The sequence below is a fragment of the Pseudomonas sp. 3MA1 genome (assembly GCF_029237275.1).
GTDB lineage: Bacteria > Pseudomonadota > Gammaproteobacteria > Pseudomonadales > Pseudomonadaceae > Aquipseudomonas > Aquipseudomonas fluorescens_AP.
In genome coordinates, this window is the sequence record NZ_JAACFX010000001.1 from 289,055 (window position 1) to 303,408 (window position 14,354).

General features: G+C 63.2%; 14 protein-coding genes. 11 read left to right on the forward strand and 3 right to left on the reverse strand.

Going from position 1 to position 14,354, the window contains the following annotated elements:
- Nucleotides 1–78: 78 nt before the first annotated feature.
- On the reverse strand, nucleotides 79–951 hold the full coding sequence (locus tag GWQ44_RS01375) for a LysR substrate-binding domain-containing protein (RefSeq protein WP_275926481.1): 873 nt from the start codon (nucleotides 949–951) through the stop codon (nucleotides 79–81).
- Between the two features lie 198 nt (nucleotides 952–1,149).
- On the opposite strand from GWQ44_RS01375, the gene GWQ44_RS01380 reads away from it, so the two are divergent.
- Together GWQ44_RS01380 and ccoM are read left to right on the forward strand one after the other, a co-directional pair.
- The gene (locus tag GWQ44_RS01380; RefSeq protein WP_162884110.1) at nucleotides 1,150–1,311 is read left to right on the forward strand and encodes a hypothetical protein; all 162 of its coding nucleotides are present in this window, start codon (nucleotides 1,150–1,152) and stop codon (nucleotides 1,309–1,311) included.
- A 145-nt stretch (nucleotides 1,312–1,456) separates the two neighbouring features.
- On the forward strand, nucleotides 1,457–1,573 hold the full coding sequence (gene ccoM, locus GWQ44_RS30815; RefSeq protein WP_015634423.1) for a cytochrome c oxidase subunit CcoM: 117 nt from the start codon (nucleotides 1,457–1,459) through the stop codon (nucleotides 1,571–1,573).
- Between the two features lie 134 nt (nucleotides 1,574–1,707).
- Here the strand turns inward: ccoM and GWQ44_RS01385 are convergent, their stop codons facing one another.
- Entirely contained in the window at nucleotides 1,708–3,183 is a 1,476-nt protein-coding gene (locus tag GWQ44_RS01385; protein ID WP_047302230.1) for an inorganic phosphate transporter, read from the reverse strand.
- Nucleotides 3,184–3,558: 375 nt separating this feature from the next.
- Nucleotides 3,559–3,759, reverse strand: a complete 201-nt coding sequence (locus GWQ44_RS01390) for a hypothetical protein (RefSeq protein WP_016962562.1) — start codon at nucleotides 3,757–3,759, stop codon at nucleotides 3,559–3,561.
- 686 nt (nucleotides 3,760–4,445) lie between these two features.
- Between GWQ44_RS01390 and pcaR the strand changes: the two genes are divergently transcribed.
- From pcaR to GWQ44_RS01435, 9 genes are all read left to right on the forward strand, one after another.
- Nucleotides 4,446–5,288 (forward strand): pca regulon transcriptional regulator PcaR, encoded by an 843-nt coding sequence (pcaR, locus tag GWQ44_RS01395; protein ID WP_016962563.1) that lies wholly within the window; start codon nucleotides 4,446–4,448, stop codon nucleotides 5,286–5,288.
- A 290-nt stretch (nucleotides 5,289–5,578) separates the two neighbouring features.
- Complete coding sequence (locus GWQ44_RS01400; protein WP_103739581.1) at nucleotides 5,579–6,925, forward strand: MFS transporter; 1,347 nt, start codon at nucleotides 5,579–5,581, stop codon at nucleotides 6,923–6,925.
- 309 nt (nucleotides 6,926–7,234) lie between these two features.
- Entirely contained in the window at nucleotides 7,235–8,092 is an 858-nt protein-coding gene (locus tag GWQ44_RS01405; protein ID WP_047284229.1) for a CoA transferase subunit A, read from the forward strand.
- Nucleotides 8,092–8,871 carry a CoA-transferase subunit beta gene (locus GWQ44_RS01410; protein ID WP_275926482.1) on the forward strand — a complete coding sequence of 260 codons (780 nt, stop codon included), beginning with the start codon at nucleotides 8,092–8,094 and terminating at the stop codon, nucleotides 8,869–8,871. The genes GWQ44_RS01405 and GWQ44_RS01410 overlap by 1 nt, the downstream gene beginning before the upstream one ends.
- Nucleotides 8,868–10,073 carry a 3-oxoadipyl-CoA thiolase gene (gene pcaF / locus GWQ44_RS01415; protein WP_177435106.1) on the forward strand — a complete coding sequence of 402 codons (1,206 nt, stop codon included), beginning with the start codon at nucleotides 8,868–8,870 and terminating at the stop codon, nucleotides 10,071–10,073. The genes GWQ44_RS01410 and pcaF overlap by 4 nt, the downstream gene beginning before the upstream one ends.
- A gap of 37 nt (nucleotides 10,074–10,110) precedes the next feature.
- Entirely contained in the window at nucleotides 10,111–10,815 is a 705-nt protein-coding gene (pcaH, locus tag GWQ44_RS01420) for a protocatechuate 3,4-dioxygenase subunit beta (protein WP_016965117.1), read from the forward strand.
- Nucleotide 10,816: 1 nt separating this feature from the next.
- On the forward strand, nucleotides 10,817–11,383 hold the full coding sequence (gene pcaG, locus GWQ44_RS01425; protein ID WP_275926483.1) for a protocatechuate 3,4-dioxygenase subunit alpha: 567 nt from the start codon (nucleotides 10,817–10,819) through the stop codon (nucleotides 11,381–11,383).
- 261 nt (nucleotides 11,384–11,644) lie between these two features.
- Nucleotides 11,645–12,940: an MFS family transporter gene (locus tag GWQ44_RS01430; RefSeq protein WP_016965119.1), complete on the forward strand. Its 1,296-nt coding sequence runs from the start codon at nucleotides 11,645–11,647 to the stop codon at nucleotides 12,938–12,940.
- Between the two features lie 48 nt (nucleotides 12,941–12,988).
- Nucleotides 12,989–14,353 carry a 3-carboxy-cis,cis-muconate cycloisomerase gene (locus GWQ44_RS01435; protein WP_179597798.1) on the forward strand — a complete coding sequence of 455 codons (1,365 nt, stop codon included), beginning with the start codon at nucleotides 12,989–12,991 and terminating at the stop codon, nucleotides 14,351–14,353.
- Nucleotide 14,354 lies beyond the last annotated feature (1 nt).

A 14,354-nucleotide genomic window follows, 5' to 3' on the forward strand; every position in this document is an offset into this window, starting at 1 on the left:
CGGATGCAAGGCCTGCAGCATCAGCGTTCAGTCCAGGAGCGACAAACGGATAGATCTAATCCGACGTATCTGAATTTCTCATGGGTCGAGCCCTTGCTCCAGCAGCCACTGAACAAAGCAGTCCAGTGCCGGATTCGACTGTCCTTCAGCGGTCACCAGCCAGTAGCCGATCTGGCTGCACAAGGGCGGCAGGTCGAAGGCATCCACCAGGCTGCCCTGGGCCAGGTGACGTTGGATCAACTGACGGCGCCCCATGGCGATGCCCTGGCCGGCCACGGCGGCCTCCACCACGATGTTGTAGTCGTGCAGCATCACGCTGGGGCGGGAGGACAGGTCCATAGCCTGTTGCCCGCTCCAGTCATCCCATTCGAAGGGTTGATGGGAGCGAGCCATCAGCAAGGGGCCGTTGGCCAGGGCAGTGGCTTTGAAGCCAGGGCTGCAGACTGGTGATAACTGCTCGGCGAGAAAACGCCTGGCTCGGACCTTCGGCCAGTTGCCCTTGCCGTAGCGAATGGCCAGGTCGACCTCGGCGCCGGCGACATCCGCCAGGTCGATGGCCGGTTGCAATTCCAACTGGATCTGCGGATGGCGGCGGCTGAAGTCCGCCAGGCGAGGCGCCAGCCACAAGGTGGCGAAGGACGCCAGCAGACCGATGCGCAGCACTGGCTGCCGAGGTGGGGCAAGCAGCGCCTGGGTGGCTTGGGCGATCTGCTCCAGGGCCGGGCGAATCTGTCGGTAGTAGCTGTCGCCGGTGGCGGTCAGGTCGATGGCGCGGGTCCGACGTATGAACAGGCGCTGGCCCAGGTGCTGTTCGAGTTTCTGCACTTGATGGCTGACCGCGCTCTGGCTCACGCACAGTTCCCGAGCCGCCTTGATAAAGCTCAGGTGGCGGGCCACGGCCTCGAATGCGCGCAGGGCCAATAGCGGCGGCAGGTGCTTGGGCATTTCCACATCAGGCTCCGTGGGGCGGTTCGCAAAGGGCCATTGTGCGGATAAAAACTCTTCGCGGCAGCGACTTTATTGCCTCTGTGCCGGTCTGATCACTGGTCAGGTGCGGCGTCACGCCGCATTATTGGCACATCCGCCAGGGCCGCTCTGCATCCTGTCGCAGTGCGGTTGATATTGACCTCCAGTGATGCCAGCCAAACCATGAATCAAGACGACAAGCTGATCGACCTGAATGCCGAACGCGCCAAGCGCGTGCATGATCTGAATGAGAAGCGCCTGAACGAAGTGCGCCAGGCATTCGAACAGGCCATGCCGCTGGGCAAAGCCAAGAAAAAACCGAAAAACAAACCGAAAAAGCGCTGAAAAGGGCGCTTTTTTGTTGATACAGGTCAGTTATTCCCCCTTCCTTGCGCCTACTCATGGGCGACATTGACCCCGGTCAATTTTCCCCGCCGCCTGTTTGGTTAACTTAGCCCCATCGCAACAGGGCAAGAGCAGGAGGCCAGTCATGTTTTTCGACAATGTGGTGATCGCCGGAGTGCTGACTGTCGGCCTCATGGTTCTGTTTTTCGCAGGGTTTGGATTCTTTATCTGGAAAGACGCGAATAAGCGTAAAAAACCTTAAGTCTCTCCAGAGCAACGAGCACGCAAGGCATTTTGGGCAACTTCGGTTGCCCTTTTTTTTGCCTGTCGAAAAGTTTGCGGCATAAAAAAAGGTGCGTCCCGGGGGCGCACCTTTTTTGTTGTCGAGCGGCTGGATCAGCTGCCGAGGACCTTCGAGGCCGCCCAGAACAGGCCGGCCGACAAGGCCACCGTGGCCGGCAGGGTGAGTACCCAGGCCAGGAGGATGGTCTTCACCGTACCGCCTTGCAGGCCGCTCTTGTTGGCGACCATGGTCCCGGCCACGCCGGAGGAGAGCACGTGGGTGGTGGACACCGGCAGGCTGAAGATATTCGCCAGGCCGATCAGGCCCGCGGCGGTGATCTGCGCCGACATGCCCTGGGCGTAGGTCATGCCCTGCTTGCCGATCTTCTCGCCAATGGTCAGTACCACGCGCTTCCAGCCGATCATGGTGCCCAGGCCCAGTGCCAGGGCCACCGCCAGGATCACCCAGAACGGTGCGTACTCGGTGGTGGCGGTCAGGTCCTTGCGCAGCTTGTCCAGGTCAGCCTTTTCACGGGCCGCCAGGTCTGGCAGTTTGCCCACCTTCTTCGCCGTGTCATCCAGGCACAGCAGGTAGCGACGCACTTCGATGCGGCTTTCCGGCGACAGCGAGTGGTAATCGGCGACACCCTTGAGGCTGCTCAGCAGGGCGGCAATGGTCGGCTCGGTTTGTTGCGGATTGCAGCGGAACTTGCCCGGCAGGTCGTCTTTCACGCTCTTGCCCAGGGCCAGGAATTCGCCCAGGGAGTCGTGGTTGCGCTCGTAGAACTGGCTCAGGTGCAGGGTCGCGTCACGGGTCCGCTCGATCTGGTAGGTGGTGCTGTTGAGGTCCAGCACGAACTGCGCGGGGACGATACCGATCAGCACCAGCATGATCAGGCCAATACCTTTCTGACCGTCGTTGGAACCGTGGACGAAGCTCACGGCCATGGCCGAGATCACCAGTACCAGACGGTTCCAGAACGGTGGGTGCTTCTTGTCATCGACCTTGCGCCGCTGTTCCGGGGTCTTGTGCATCTTGGAGATCGGCCGCCACCATTTCAGGCCGATCAGCACCAGCGCGGCAATCAGGAAGCCGGCCATTGGCGAGAACACCAGGGAAGCGCCGATATCGATCGCTTTCTGCCAGTTCACGCCGTCGCCCAGGGGAATGTCGTTGAGCAGGGCGTTGGCCAGGCCGACACCGAGGATCGAGCCGATCAGGGTGTGAGAACTGGAGGCCGGGATGCCGAAATACCAGGTGCCCAGGTTCCAGGCGATGGCCGCCGCCAGCAGCGAGAAGACCATGGCCAGACCGTGGCCGGTGTTGACATTGATCAGCAGTTCCACCGGCAGCAGGTGGACGATGGCATAGGCCACGCCGACGCCGCCCAGCAGTACACCGAGAAAATTGAATACACCGGAAAAGAATACGGCCAGATGCGGCGGCATGGCTTTGGTGTAGATAACAGTGGCAACCGCATTAGCGGTGTCATGAAAGCCGTTGATGAACTCGTAGGCGAGGACAAAAGCCAGGGCGAGCAAGAGGCTCACAAGCACCCAAGCATCCAGTCCGCTGAATAAATCGATCATGAAGGTTTTCTGACCCGGTCATAAGGGGGCGCGATTATGCCAGAAAACCCTGGTAATCAATGCACAAGGTGCTCACCGGTAACATTCTTCAACGAAAAAACTGACCCAGGACAGAGTTTTTGTCGATTCTCGTCGGGCCTGGCAAACCATTGAATTTATTGGGCTTGAGCACGATGAGCGCGGGCTCGACCGGCGTGACGCAAAGGTTCAAACGGTCGTAAGAAATTTCAGCGAAAGGGCCTGCCGGGGCCAATTCTGGTCCTGATGGGACAAGGTGGCGCAGGGCTCGGGGTGGCGAGCGTCAATGGTCTGCCAGGCCGCCGAGATCATCGTGCGGACCAGCGAGCAAGCCCTATGAGAGTCAGGCCGTCAGCATCATGGCTGTTCGGCCTTGAGCTCTTTTTCCATCTTTTGCAGTTCTTGAGTGAACGCCTGATCGCGAATAGTTGCGCGTTTGCGCCAAGGTTTGCGTTCCGGTTCTGGCTGGGCGGCATAGCGGGTGATCTCGCCGCCGTAAACTTCCTTGTAACGTTGTTCCTGGCGCTCAAGTTCCGCGCGCAGTTCGTCTTTCGTCACAGTGTTACCTAATTGAGTAAAGGTCCATTCCGGTGCAACGCATTGCCTGTGGGCGACTGTAAGAATCGGAATCGAGCCTGTAGGACTGCCGATTCCTGATCCGTTCTAGCGTGCCTTTTGTTGCATGCGGCCACGTCACCGGATGAGAACAACTGTCGTAGCAACAGTGTTGTTTGTTGCAAGCGGATTGGCCGAATCCGGTTTGAGGTCAAGCGCTTGCGGCAGGTGATCGATTACCGCCTGGAGTCACCTGGGCGAAGTGGGAGCGGGACGCACTCCGTGTTCCTCGCTCGTGGAGTATAGCCGTGGCGAAGAATAACTCTATGGGTGGCAAGTTTAAAATAGCCAACTTCATTGTGAGTATTTTGTGACACGGAAGTTCTAAACACTTCCTACACGACGCTTCCTATTTTCGCACTCCACCAATGGAACTCTAGATGGGGCGCCGCCGCTCTTTATACAAGTGGCGAATGCAAAAAGCATTGCACAAGGCAACCTTCGGCTCGCGATTATTACTATGAGTTTTTGCAATAAAAGAGTGGCGATGGAGGATGGCGCCTGTAAGCGCGGCAGATTGCGATTATCGGTCGCCGGTTCGATAATCGCCCAATGTTGCTGGTGGCAGCTTGTGCTGTCTCTCCAATACGGCTTGTAATACGGCCGAATTTTGTCGCAGGGAACCTGAAATGAACGATCAGATGCGTAATTCCTTTACCTCAGTGGCGCCGCCGATCGTGGCTTCGGCGGCGAAGAGGATTCAGGCATTGACCGGTGACCCGGATTTCATGACTTCTCTGGCCCGCGGCCTGGCAGTGGTGCAGGCCTTCCAGGAGCGCAAGCGCCACCTGACCATCGCCCAGATCAGCCACCGCACGGAAATTCCCAGGGCCGCCGTGCGTCGTTGCCTGCACACCCTGATCAAGCTGGGCTATGCCACCACGGATGGGCGCACCTATTCGCTGCTGCCCAAGGTGCTGACCCTGGGCCATGCCTACCTGTCGTCGACGCCCCTGGCGGTTTCCGCGCAACCCTACCTGGACCGCATGAGCGAGCAGCTCCACGAAGCCTGCAACATGGCCACTCTGGAAGGTGACGACATTCTCTATATCGCCCGTTCCGCCACCACCCAGCGCCTGATTTCCGTGGACCTGTCGGTAGGAGGGCGCTTGCCGGCCTATTGCACGTCCATGGGGCGCATCCTGCTGGCGGCCCTGGACGACTCTTCGCTGCATGAGTACCTGGAGCACGCCGACCTGCAGGCCAAGACCAGCCGTACCCTGCATACCCCCGAAGCCTTGCTGGAATGCTTGCAACAAGTGCGTCAGCAAGGCTGGTGCATCGTCGACCAGGAGCTGGAGCAGGGGCTGCGTTCCATCGCGGTGCCGGTGTACGACGCCTCGGGCCAGGTGCTGGCAGCATTGAACGTCAGCACCCACGCCGGCCGGGTCAGCCGCGCTGAGTTGGAACAGCGCTTTCTGCCCGGCCTGCTGAGCGCCAGCCGCGATCTGAGCGCCCAGCTTTTTGCCTAAGCTGTTCGATAAACGCACAGATCCGCCTTTGACGAATTGACGCTGTTTCCCCTGGCTCATTAATGTCGCGGCAGCGTCATCGGCGGCCAGCCGGCATTGCCGGCCTGCGGCCGATGACCCGTCCAATAATAATGAAGAGGCCAACTCATGAGCATGCTCTCCCTGCGTCGTTGCCGTGACCGTTCCTGCCGTCCCGCCCGAATCGCCTGATTGACTCCACCCTTTCTACGTGACCTGTTCAGCCTTTGGCGGCCTTTGTTCGCCTGCGTTTTAGTGTGGAAATAACAACAATGAATCAACCTCAATCCGCTGTAGGGAACTGCCTCGATGTGCAGTCCTTCATCAATGCCCAGCCCTTGTCCCGTTACCAGTGGCGCGTGGTGATCCTGTGTTTCCTGATTGTCTTCCTCGATGGCCTGGACACCGCCGCCATGGGCTTCATCGCCCCGGCGCTGTCCCAGGACTGGGGCATCGACCGCGCCAGCCTCGGCCCGGTGATGAGCGCCGCGTTGATCGGCATGGTTTTCGGCGCCCTGGGTTCGGGGCCCCTGGCCGACCGTTTCGGGCGCAAGGTGGTGCTGGTAGGGGCGGTGCTGTTGTTCGGCGCCTTCAGCCTGGCATCGGCCTATAGCAGCAATGTCGATCAGTTGCTGGTCCTGCGCTTTCTCACCGGCCTGGGCCTGGGGGCGGGCATGCCCAACGCCACCACGCTGCTGTCGGAATACACCCCAGAGCGCCACAAGTCGCTGCTGGTGACCAGCATGTTCTGCGGTTTCAACCTGGGCATGGCCGGCGGCGGCTTCATTTCCGCCAAGCTGATCCCGGCCTTCGGCTGGCACAGCCTGCTGCTGATTGGTGGAATCCTGCCGTTGATCCTGGCCCTGGTGCTGGTGGTCTGGTTGCCGGAGTCGGCGCGTTACCTGGTGGTGCGCAATCGCGGCACCGACAGGGTGCGCAAGACGCTGATGCCGATAGCCCCGGCCATCGTCGGCGAGGCCGGCAGTTTCAGCGTGCCCGAGCAGAAGACGGTGAAGGCGCGCAACGTGTTCGCGGTGATCTTCTCCGGCACTTACAGCGTGGGCACCTTGCTGCTGTGGCTGACCTATTTCATGGGCCTGGTGATCGTCTACCTGCTGACCAGCTGGCTGCCGACCCTGATGCGCGACAGCGGCGCCAGCATGGAGCAGGCAGCCTTTATCGGCGCCCTGTTCCAGTTTGGCGGGGTGCTCAGCGCGGTAGCCGTGGGCTGGGCCATGGACCGCTTCAATCCGCACAAGGTGATCGGCTGTTTCTACCTGCTGGCCGGGGTCTTTGCCTACGCGGTGGGTCAGAGCCTGGGCAATATCACCTTGCTCGCCACCCTGGTGCTGATCGCCGGCATGTGCGTCAACGGCGCGCAATCGGCGATGCCTTCCCTGGCGGCGCGTTTCTACCCGACCCAGGGGCGGGCCACCGGGGTGTCCTGGATGCTCGGCATCGGCCGTTTCGGTGCCATCCTCGGCGCCTGGATGGGGGCGACCCTGCTGGGCCTGGGCTGGAACTTCGAGCAGGTGCTGACCGCCCTGGTGATTCCGGCGGCCCTGGCCACCACCGCCGTGGTGATCAAGGGCATGGTCAGCCACGCGGACGCGACCTGACGGCGTCTCGCCCTGTAGACGCTGCCGCAGGCTGCGACCGGGCCCGTAGGGCCCGCTGCTCCTGAAGGCCCATCGCAAGGTGCTTTGAAGCGCATTGCAGCTTGCGGTGGCGGCCACAGCCGGCCCGCAAGGCTGTTTCGGGGCGCAGGAGCGGTAATCGATAGCCAAGCAACAATGCGTTCGATAATCGAACACTCAGTCGATTATCGGATTGTTTGGGGTCTGCCTCCCGCTTAATCTTCAGTCACTGCGGCGCGCCCAGAGCGCCTTTTTCTCCAGTCGCTGAATAACAATCGGGAGACCCCATCCATGGCTGAAATCCTTTCGCTGCACGACGCGGTGAAGCAATTCGTCAACGACGGTGACACCGTCGCGCTCGAAGGCTTCACCCACCTGATTCCTACGGCCGCAGGTCATGAAATCATCCGCCAAGGCAAGAAAGACCTGACCCTGGTGCGCATGACCCCTGACTTGATCTACGACCAGTTGATCGGTGCCGGTTGCGCTCGCAAGCTGATTTTTTCCTGGGGCGGCAACCCGGGCGTGGGCTCCCTGCATCGCCTGCGCGATGCTGTGGAAAAACAGTGGCCACAGCCGCTGGAAATCGAAGAGCACAGCCACGCCGACCTGGCCAACGCCTATGTGGCCGGTGCTTCGGGCCTGCCATTCGCGGTGCTGCGAGCCTACGCCGGCTCCGACCTGCCCAAGGTCAACCCGCTGATCAAGACCGTGACCTGCCCCTTCACCGGTGAAGTGCTGGCGGCGGTGCCTTCGGTACGCCCCGATGTCACGGTGATCCACGCGCAGAAAGCCGACCGCAAGGGCAACGTGCTGTTGTGGGGGATCCTGGGTGTGCAGAAGGAAGCCGCCCTGGCCGCCAAGCGCTGCATCGTCACCGTCGAGGAAATCGTCGACGACCTGAACGCCCCGATGAACGCCTGCGTACTGCCGACCTGGGCCCTGAGCGCGGTCTGCCATGTGCCGGGCGGTGCCCATCCGTCCTATGCCCACGGTTACTCCGAGCGCGACAACCGCTTCTACCAGGCCTGGGATCCGATCGCCCGCGACCGTGAGACCTTCACCGCCTGGATCAACGAATACATCCGCGGCAGTGCCGACTTCAGCGAATTCCAGGCCAAGCTGGCCGCAGCTTCGGAGGCCCAGTAATGAACTACTCCACCAATGAAATGATGACCGTGGCCGCGGCCCGTCGCCTGCAGAACGGCTCGGTGTGCTTCGTCGGCATCGGCCTGCCGTCCAAGGCCGCTAACCTCGCGCGCCTGACTTCTTCGCCGGATGTGGTGCTGATCTACGAGTCCGGCCCGATCGGCGCCAAGCCCAGCGTACTGCCACTGTCCATCGGTGACGGCGAGCTGGCGGAAACCGCCGACACCGTGGTGCCGACCGGCGAGATTTTCCGCTACTGGCTGCAGGGCGGGCGCATCGACGTGGGTTTCCTCGGTGCGGCCCAGGTCGACCGTTTCGGCAACATCAACACCACCGTGGTCGGTGATTACCACCGGCCCAAGGTACGCCTGCCGGGCGCCGGCGGTGCTCCGGAAATCGCCGGCTCGGCGAAAAGCGTGCTGATCATCCTCAAGCAGTCCTCGCGCTCCTTCGTCGACAAGCTGGACTTCATCACCTCCGTCGGTCACGGCGAGGGCGGCGATTCGCGCAAGCGCCTGGGCCTGCCAGGCGCCGGTCCGGTGGGGATCATCACCGACCTGTGCATCATGGAGCCGGAAGCCGGCACCCACGAATTCATCGTCACCTCGCTGCACCCGGGCGTGACCCGCGAGCAGGTGGTGGCCGCCACCGGTTGGCCGATCCGTTTCGCCGAGCAGGTGGCCGAGACCGCCGCCCCCACCGAAGTCGAACTGACCGCCCTGCGTGACCTGGAAGCGCGCACCGCCGCGGCCCACGGCCAAGCACCTGGAGAAGCCTGATGCGCGACGTCTTTATCTGTGATGCCATTCGTACCCCCATCGGCCGTTTCGGCGGCGGCCTCTCGGCCGTGCGTGCCGACGACCTGGCGGCGGTGCCGATCAAGGCCTTGATGGAACGCAACCCGAGCGTGGACTGGAACGCCGTGGACGAGGTGTTCCTCGGCTGCGCCAACCAGGCCGGCGAGGACAACCGCAACGTGGCGCGCATGGCGCTGCTGCTGGCGGGCCTGCCGGACAGCGTGCCCGGCGTTACCCTCAACCGTCTCTGCGCCTCGGGCATGGACGCCATTGGCACCGCGTTCCGCGCCATTGCCAGCGGCGAGATGGAACTGGCGATTGCCGGTGGCGTCGAGTCCATGTCCCGCGCGCCCTTTGTCATGGGCAAGGCCGATGCTGCCTTCTCGCGCAACATGAAGCTGGAAGACACCACCATCGGCTGGCGTTTCATCAACCCGCTGATGAAAGCCCAGTACGGCGTGGACGCCATGCCGCAGACCGCGGACAACGTGGCGGACGACTATCAAGTGTCCCGCGCCGACCAGGACGCCTTTGCCCTGCGCAGCCAGCAGCGCACCGCCGCGGCCCAGGCCGCCGGGTTCTTCGCCGAGGAAATCGTCCCGGTACGCATTGCCCACAAGAAGGGCGAGACAGTGGTGGAGCAGGACGAACATCCGCGCGCCGACACCACCCTGGAAGCCCTGGGCAAACTCAAGCCGGTCAACGGGCCGGACAAGACCGTCACCGCCGGCAACGCCTCCGGGGTCAACGACGGCGCCGCGGCGCTGATCCTGGCATCGGCCGAAGCGGTCAAGAAGCATGGCCTGACCCCGCGCGCTCGGGTGCTGGGCATGGCCAGCGCCGGAGTGGCGCCACGGGTGATGGGCATTGGCCCGGTGCCGGCGGTGCGCAAGTTGATCGAGCGCCTGGGCGTGGCGGTCAGTGATTTCGATGTGATCGAACTCAACGAAGCCTTCGCCAGCCAGGGCCTGGCGGTGCTGCGCGAACTGGGCCTGGCCGACGACGCGCCACAGGTCAACCCCAATGGCGGCGCCATTGCCCTGGGCCATCCACTGGGCATGAGTGGTGCGCGCCTGGTGCTGACGGCCCTGCATCAATTGGAAAAGAGCGGCGGTAAAAAAGGCCTGGCGACCATGTGCGTGGGTGTCGGCCAAGGGCTGGCGCTGGCCATCGAGCGCGTCTGACTGCCTGCCTTATATAAGAAGAGAACGAGGAACCACCATGAGTGACAAGCCCGGTTACCGGCGCCCGCAAGCGGGCACTCAGCCTGATTATCTGCACCCGGCCTACCAGTCGACCAACACCCGCTCGCCGTCCAAGCCGCTGGTGTTCCTGCCCCATTCGCTGTCGGAAATCACCGGCCCGAGCATCGGCGCCGAGTCGATCCAGGAGCGTGACAACGACCTGACAGCCCAGCACCAAGGCCAGCCCCAGGGCGAGCGGATCATCATCCACGGCCGGGTACTGGACGAAAACGGCCTGCCGGTGCCGGGCATCCTGGTGGAGATCTGGCAGGCCAACGCCGCCGGTCGCTATAACCACGACCGCGACCTGCACGATGCGCCGCTGGACCCGAATTTCACCGGCACCGGGCGTACCGTGACCGATGCCGACGGCTGGTATCAGTTCCAGACCATCAAGCCCGGCGCCTACCCCTGGGGCAACCACCACAATGCCTGGCGTCCGGCGCATATCCATTTCTCGCTGTTCGGCCCGAGCATCCTCACCCGTCTGGTGACCCAGATGTATTTCCCCGGCGACCCGCTGCTGGAATATGACCCGATCTACAACTGCGTGCCTGACACCCGCGCCAAGGAACGCCTGATCGCCAGCTTCGACCTGGAGAAAACCATCCCTTCCTATGCCCTCGGTTACCGCTGGGACATCGTCCTGCGCGGCCGCGATGCCACGCCGATGGAGAAATGACATGACCCTGACCGCGACTACCTCCCATACCGTCGGCCCCTACTACCACATCGGCCTGACCTGGCTGAACCGCGAGGACCTGACCGAAGCAGGCACCCTGGGCGAGCGAGTGGCAATCACCGGCCAGGTGGTGGACGGCAACGGCCACTTCGTCAACGACGCGATGCTGGAAGTCTGGCAAGCCAACGCCGCGGGCAAGTACCGCCACAGCGAGGATGAGCAGGACAAACCCCTGGACCCGCACTTCCAGGGTTTTGGCCGGGTGCCAGTGGACGCCGAAGGGCGCTTTCGCTTCACCACCATCAAGCCGGGCACCGTGCCGGGCCTCAAGGGCACAACCCAGGCGCCACACCTGGTGGTGCTGGTGTTCGCCCGTGGCCTGGTCAAGCACCTGCTGACCCGCATCTACTTCGACGGCGAGCCGGCCAACGCCGGCGACCCACTGTTGGCCTGCGTACCCGAGGAACGCCGCGGCACCTTGCTGGCCAAGGCCGATGCCGAGGGCCGCTATCAGTGGAACGTGATCCTCCAGGGCACCGACGCCGAAACCGTGTTCTTCGACTACTGAGCCCGAGCACGGTGTAGCCGCTGCCGCAGGCTGCGAACGGCCCGAAGGGTTCTGAGGTAGCAGCGAGCTTGGCGAGAGAGGGCCAAGCAAGGCCCTTCGGGCCTTTTCGCAGCCTCGCCGTGGCTCGGCAGCGGCTACAGCCGCTATAGGTTGACAGGGTCGATTGACCCCTGCCCGGGAGCGGGCAGGGCGCTATCCACGGGGAACGGGAATGTTGCCAAGTGTGTCTAGACTCACACTGTCCCCCACGAGTGAAAAACCATGACTACAACGACAAGTCACTACACCGCCGAGGAGCGCAGCAAAAGGATCTTTGCCATTGTCGGCGCCTCCTCCGGCAACCTGGTGGAATGGTTCGACTTCTACGTCTATGCCTTTTGCGCCATCTACTTCGCCCCGGCCTTTTTTCCTTCCGACGATCCCACGGTGCAGTTGCTCAACACCGCCGGGGTGTTCGCCGCCGGCTTTTTGATGCGACCCATCGGCGGCTGGCTGTTCGGCCGGGTCGCCGATCGCCACGGGCGCAAGAACTCGATGATGATCTCGGTGCTGATGATGTGCGCCGGTTCCCTGGTCATCGCCTTTCTGCCGACCTACGCCAGCATCGGTGCCTGGGCGCCGTTCCTGCTGCTGGTGGCGCGGCTGTTCCAGGGCCTGTCGGTGGGTGGGGAATACGGCACCACCGCCACCTACATGAGCGAGGTGGCGCTCAAGGGCCAGCGCGGTTTCTTCGCGTCCTTCCAATACGTGACCCTGATCGGCGGGCAACTGCTGGCGGTGTCGGTGGTGGTGATCCTCCAGCAGTTCCTCGACGAGAGCGAACTCAAGGCCTGGGGCTGGCGCGTTCCGTTCGTGATCGGCGCCATCGCGGCGGTCATCTCGTTGCTGCTGCGGCGTTCGCTGAAGGAAACCACCAGCAAGGAAATGCGCGAGAACAAGGACGCCGGCAGCATCGCCGCGTTGTTCAAGAACCACTCAGCGGCCTTTATCACCGTGCTGGGCTACACCGCTGGCGGCTCGCTGATTTTCTACACCTTCACCACCTACATGCAGAAGTACCTGGTGAACACCGCCGGCATGCACGCCAAGACCGCCAGCTACATCATGACCGGCGCGCTGTTCCTCTACATGTGCATGCAGCCGCTGTTCGGCATGCTCGCGGACAAGATCGGCCGGCGTAACTCCATGCTCTGGTTCGGCGCCCTGGGCACCCTGTTCACCGTGCCGATCCTGCTGACCCTGAAGACCGTCACCAGTCCGTTCCTGGCCTTTGTGCTGATCACCCTGGCCCTGGCCATCGTCAGTTTCTACACCTCCATCAGCGGCCTGGTGAAGGCCGAGATGTTCCCGCCGCAAGTGCGCGCGCTGGGGGTGGGCTTGGCTTATGCGGTGGCCAATGCGATCTTCGGTGGCTCGGCGGAATGGGTGGCCCTGAACTTCAAGAACATGGGCATGGAAAACACCTTCTACTGGTACGTCACGGCGATGATGGCGATTGCCTTCCTGTTCAGCCTGCGCCTGCCGAAACAGGCGGCCTACCTGCACCACGATCTTTGACCTGTGTGCCTGCGCCCGGCTCGGGCGCAGGCTTGCTAAGGACTGTTTATGACCCTGACTGCGAGCAACCAGTTGTTCGATGCCTACTTCACTGCCCGGGAAATGCGCGGCGTGTTCTGCGACCAGGGGCGGGTCCAGGCCATGCTCGACTTCGAGGCGGCCCTGGCGCGGGCCGAGGCGCGGATCGGGCTGATCCCGCAGCGCGCCGTGGCTCCCATCGAGGCGGCCTGCCAGGCGCAATTCTATGATTTCCAGGCCCTGGGCGAGGCGATTGCCACGGCCGGCAACTCGGCGATTCCCCTGGTCAAAGCCCTGGGCAAGCAGATCGCCCAGGGCGATGCCGAGGCCGAACGCTATGTGCACCTGGGCGCCACCAGCCAGGACGTGATGGACAGCGGGCTGGTGCTGCAACTGCGCCGCGCCATGCAGTTGCTGGAGCAGGATCTGCATCGCCTGGGGGACCTGTTGGCGGCCCAGGCCCAGCGCTATGCCGACACGCCCCTGGCCGGCCGGACCTGGCTGCAACATGCCACGCCGGTGACCCTGGGGATGAAGATCGCCGGTTGGCTGGGGGCCGTGACCCGCAGCCGCGAACGCCTGCAACAACTCAAGCCGCGCCTGCTGGTGCTGCAGTTTGGCGGAGCTTCCGGAACCCTCGCGGCCCTGGGCGAGCAGGCCCTGCCGATTGCCCGGGCCCTGGCCGAGGAGCTGCAGCTCCGCCTGCCGGAGCAGCCCTGGCACACCCAGCGCGACCGCCTGGTGGAGTTCGCTTCGGTGCTGGGCCTGCTGGCCGGCAGCCTGGGCAAGCTGGGGCGCGATATCAGCCTGCTGATGCAGACCGAGGCGGCGGAAGTCTTCGAGCCTTCGGCGCCGGGCAAGGGCGGTTCGTCCACCATGCCGCACAAGCGCAACCCGGTGGGCGCGGCGGTACTGATCAGCGCCGCGACCCGGGTTCCGGGCCTCTTGGCGACGATGTTCGCCGCCATGCCTCAGGAGCACGAGCGCAGCCTCGGCCTGTGGCACGCCGAATGGGAAACCCTGCCGGAGATCTGCTGCCTGGTGTCCGGGGCGCTGCAACAAGCCTTGCTGGTGGCCGAAGGGCTGCAGGTCGACAGCGCCCGCATGGCGCGCAACCTCGACCTGACCCAGGGCCTGGTCCTGGCGGAAGCGGTGAGCATTGAATTGGCCCAGCGCCTGGGCCGGGAAACCGCCCATCACCTGTTGGAACAATGCTGCAAGCGCGCGGTGGCCGAACAACGCCATCTGCGCGAGGTATTGGCGGACGATGCCCGGGTCAGCGCCGAGCTGTCGGCGCCAGAGCTGGATCGTCTGATGGACCCGGCGCATTACCTCGGTCAGGCCCAGGCCTGGGTCGAGCGCGCCGTGGCTGAACATTTTGCCTTGAAGGCCTGAA

Excerpts from the sequence above, each read along its gene's own strand:
- GWQ44_RS01380 (WP_162884110.1), top strand. The coding sequence starts at position 1,150 with ATGAATCAAGACGACAAGCTGATCGACCTGAATGCCGAACGCGCCAAG.
- ccoM (WP_015634423.1), top strand. The coding sequence starts at position 1,457 with ATGTTTTTCGACAATGTGGTGATCGCCGGAGTGCTGACTGTCGGCCTC.
- GWQ44_RS01385 (WP_047302230.1), bottom strand. The coding sequence starts at position 3,183 with ATGATCGATTTATTCAGCGGACTGGATGCTTGGGTGCTTGTGAGCCTC.
- pcaR (WP_016962563.1), top strand. The coding sequence starts at position 4,446 with ATGAACGATCAGATGCGTAATTCCTTTACCTCAGTGGCGCCGCCGATC.
- GWQ44_RS01400 (WP_103739581.1), top strand. The coding sequence starts at position 5,579 with ATGAATCAACCTCAATCCGCTGTAGGGAACTGCCTCGATGTGCAGTCC.
- GWQ44_RS01405 (WP_047284229.1), top strand. The coding sequence starts at position 7,235 with ATGGCTGAAATCCTTTCGCTGCACGACGCGGTGAAGCAATTCGTCAAC.
- GWQ44_RS01410 (WP_275926482.1), top strand. The coding sequence starts at position 8,092 with ATGAACTACTCCACCAATGAAATGATGACCGTGGCCGCGGCCCGTCGC.
- pcaH (WP_016965117.1), top strand. The coding sequence starts at position 10,111 with ATGAGTGACAAGCCCGGTTACCGGCGCCCGCAAGCGGGCACTCAGCCT.
- pcaG (WP_275926483.1), top strand. The coding sequence starts at position 10,817 with ATGACCCTGACCGCGACTACCTCCCATACCGTCGGCCCCTACTACCAC.
- GWQ44_RS01430 (WP_016965119.1), top strand. The coding sequence starts at position 11,645 with ATGACTACAACGACAAGTCACTACACCGCCGAGGAGCGCAGCAAAAGG.
- GWQ44_RS01435 (WP_179597798.1), top strand. The coding sequence starts at position 12,989 with ATGACCCTGACTGCGAGCAACCAGTTGTTCGATGCCTACTTCACTGCC.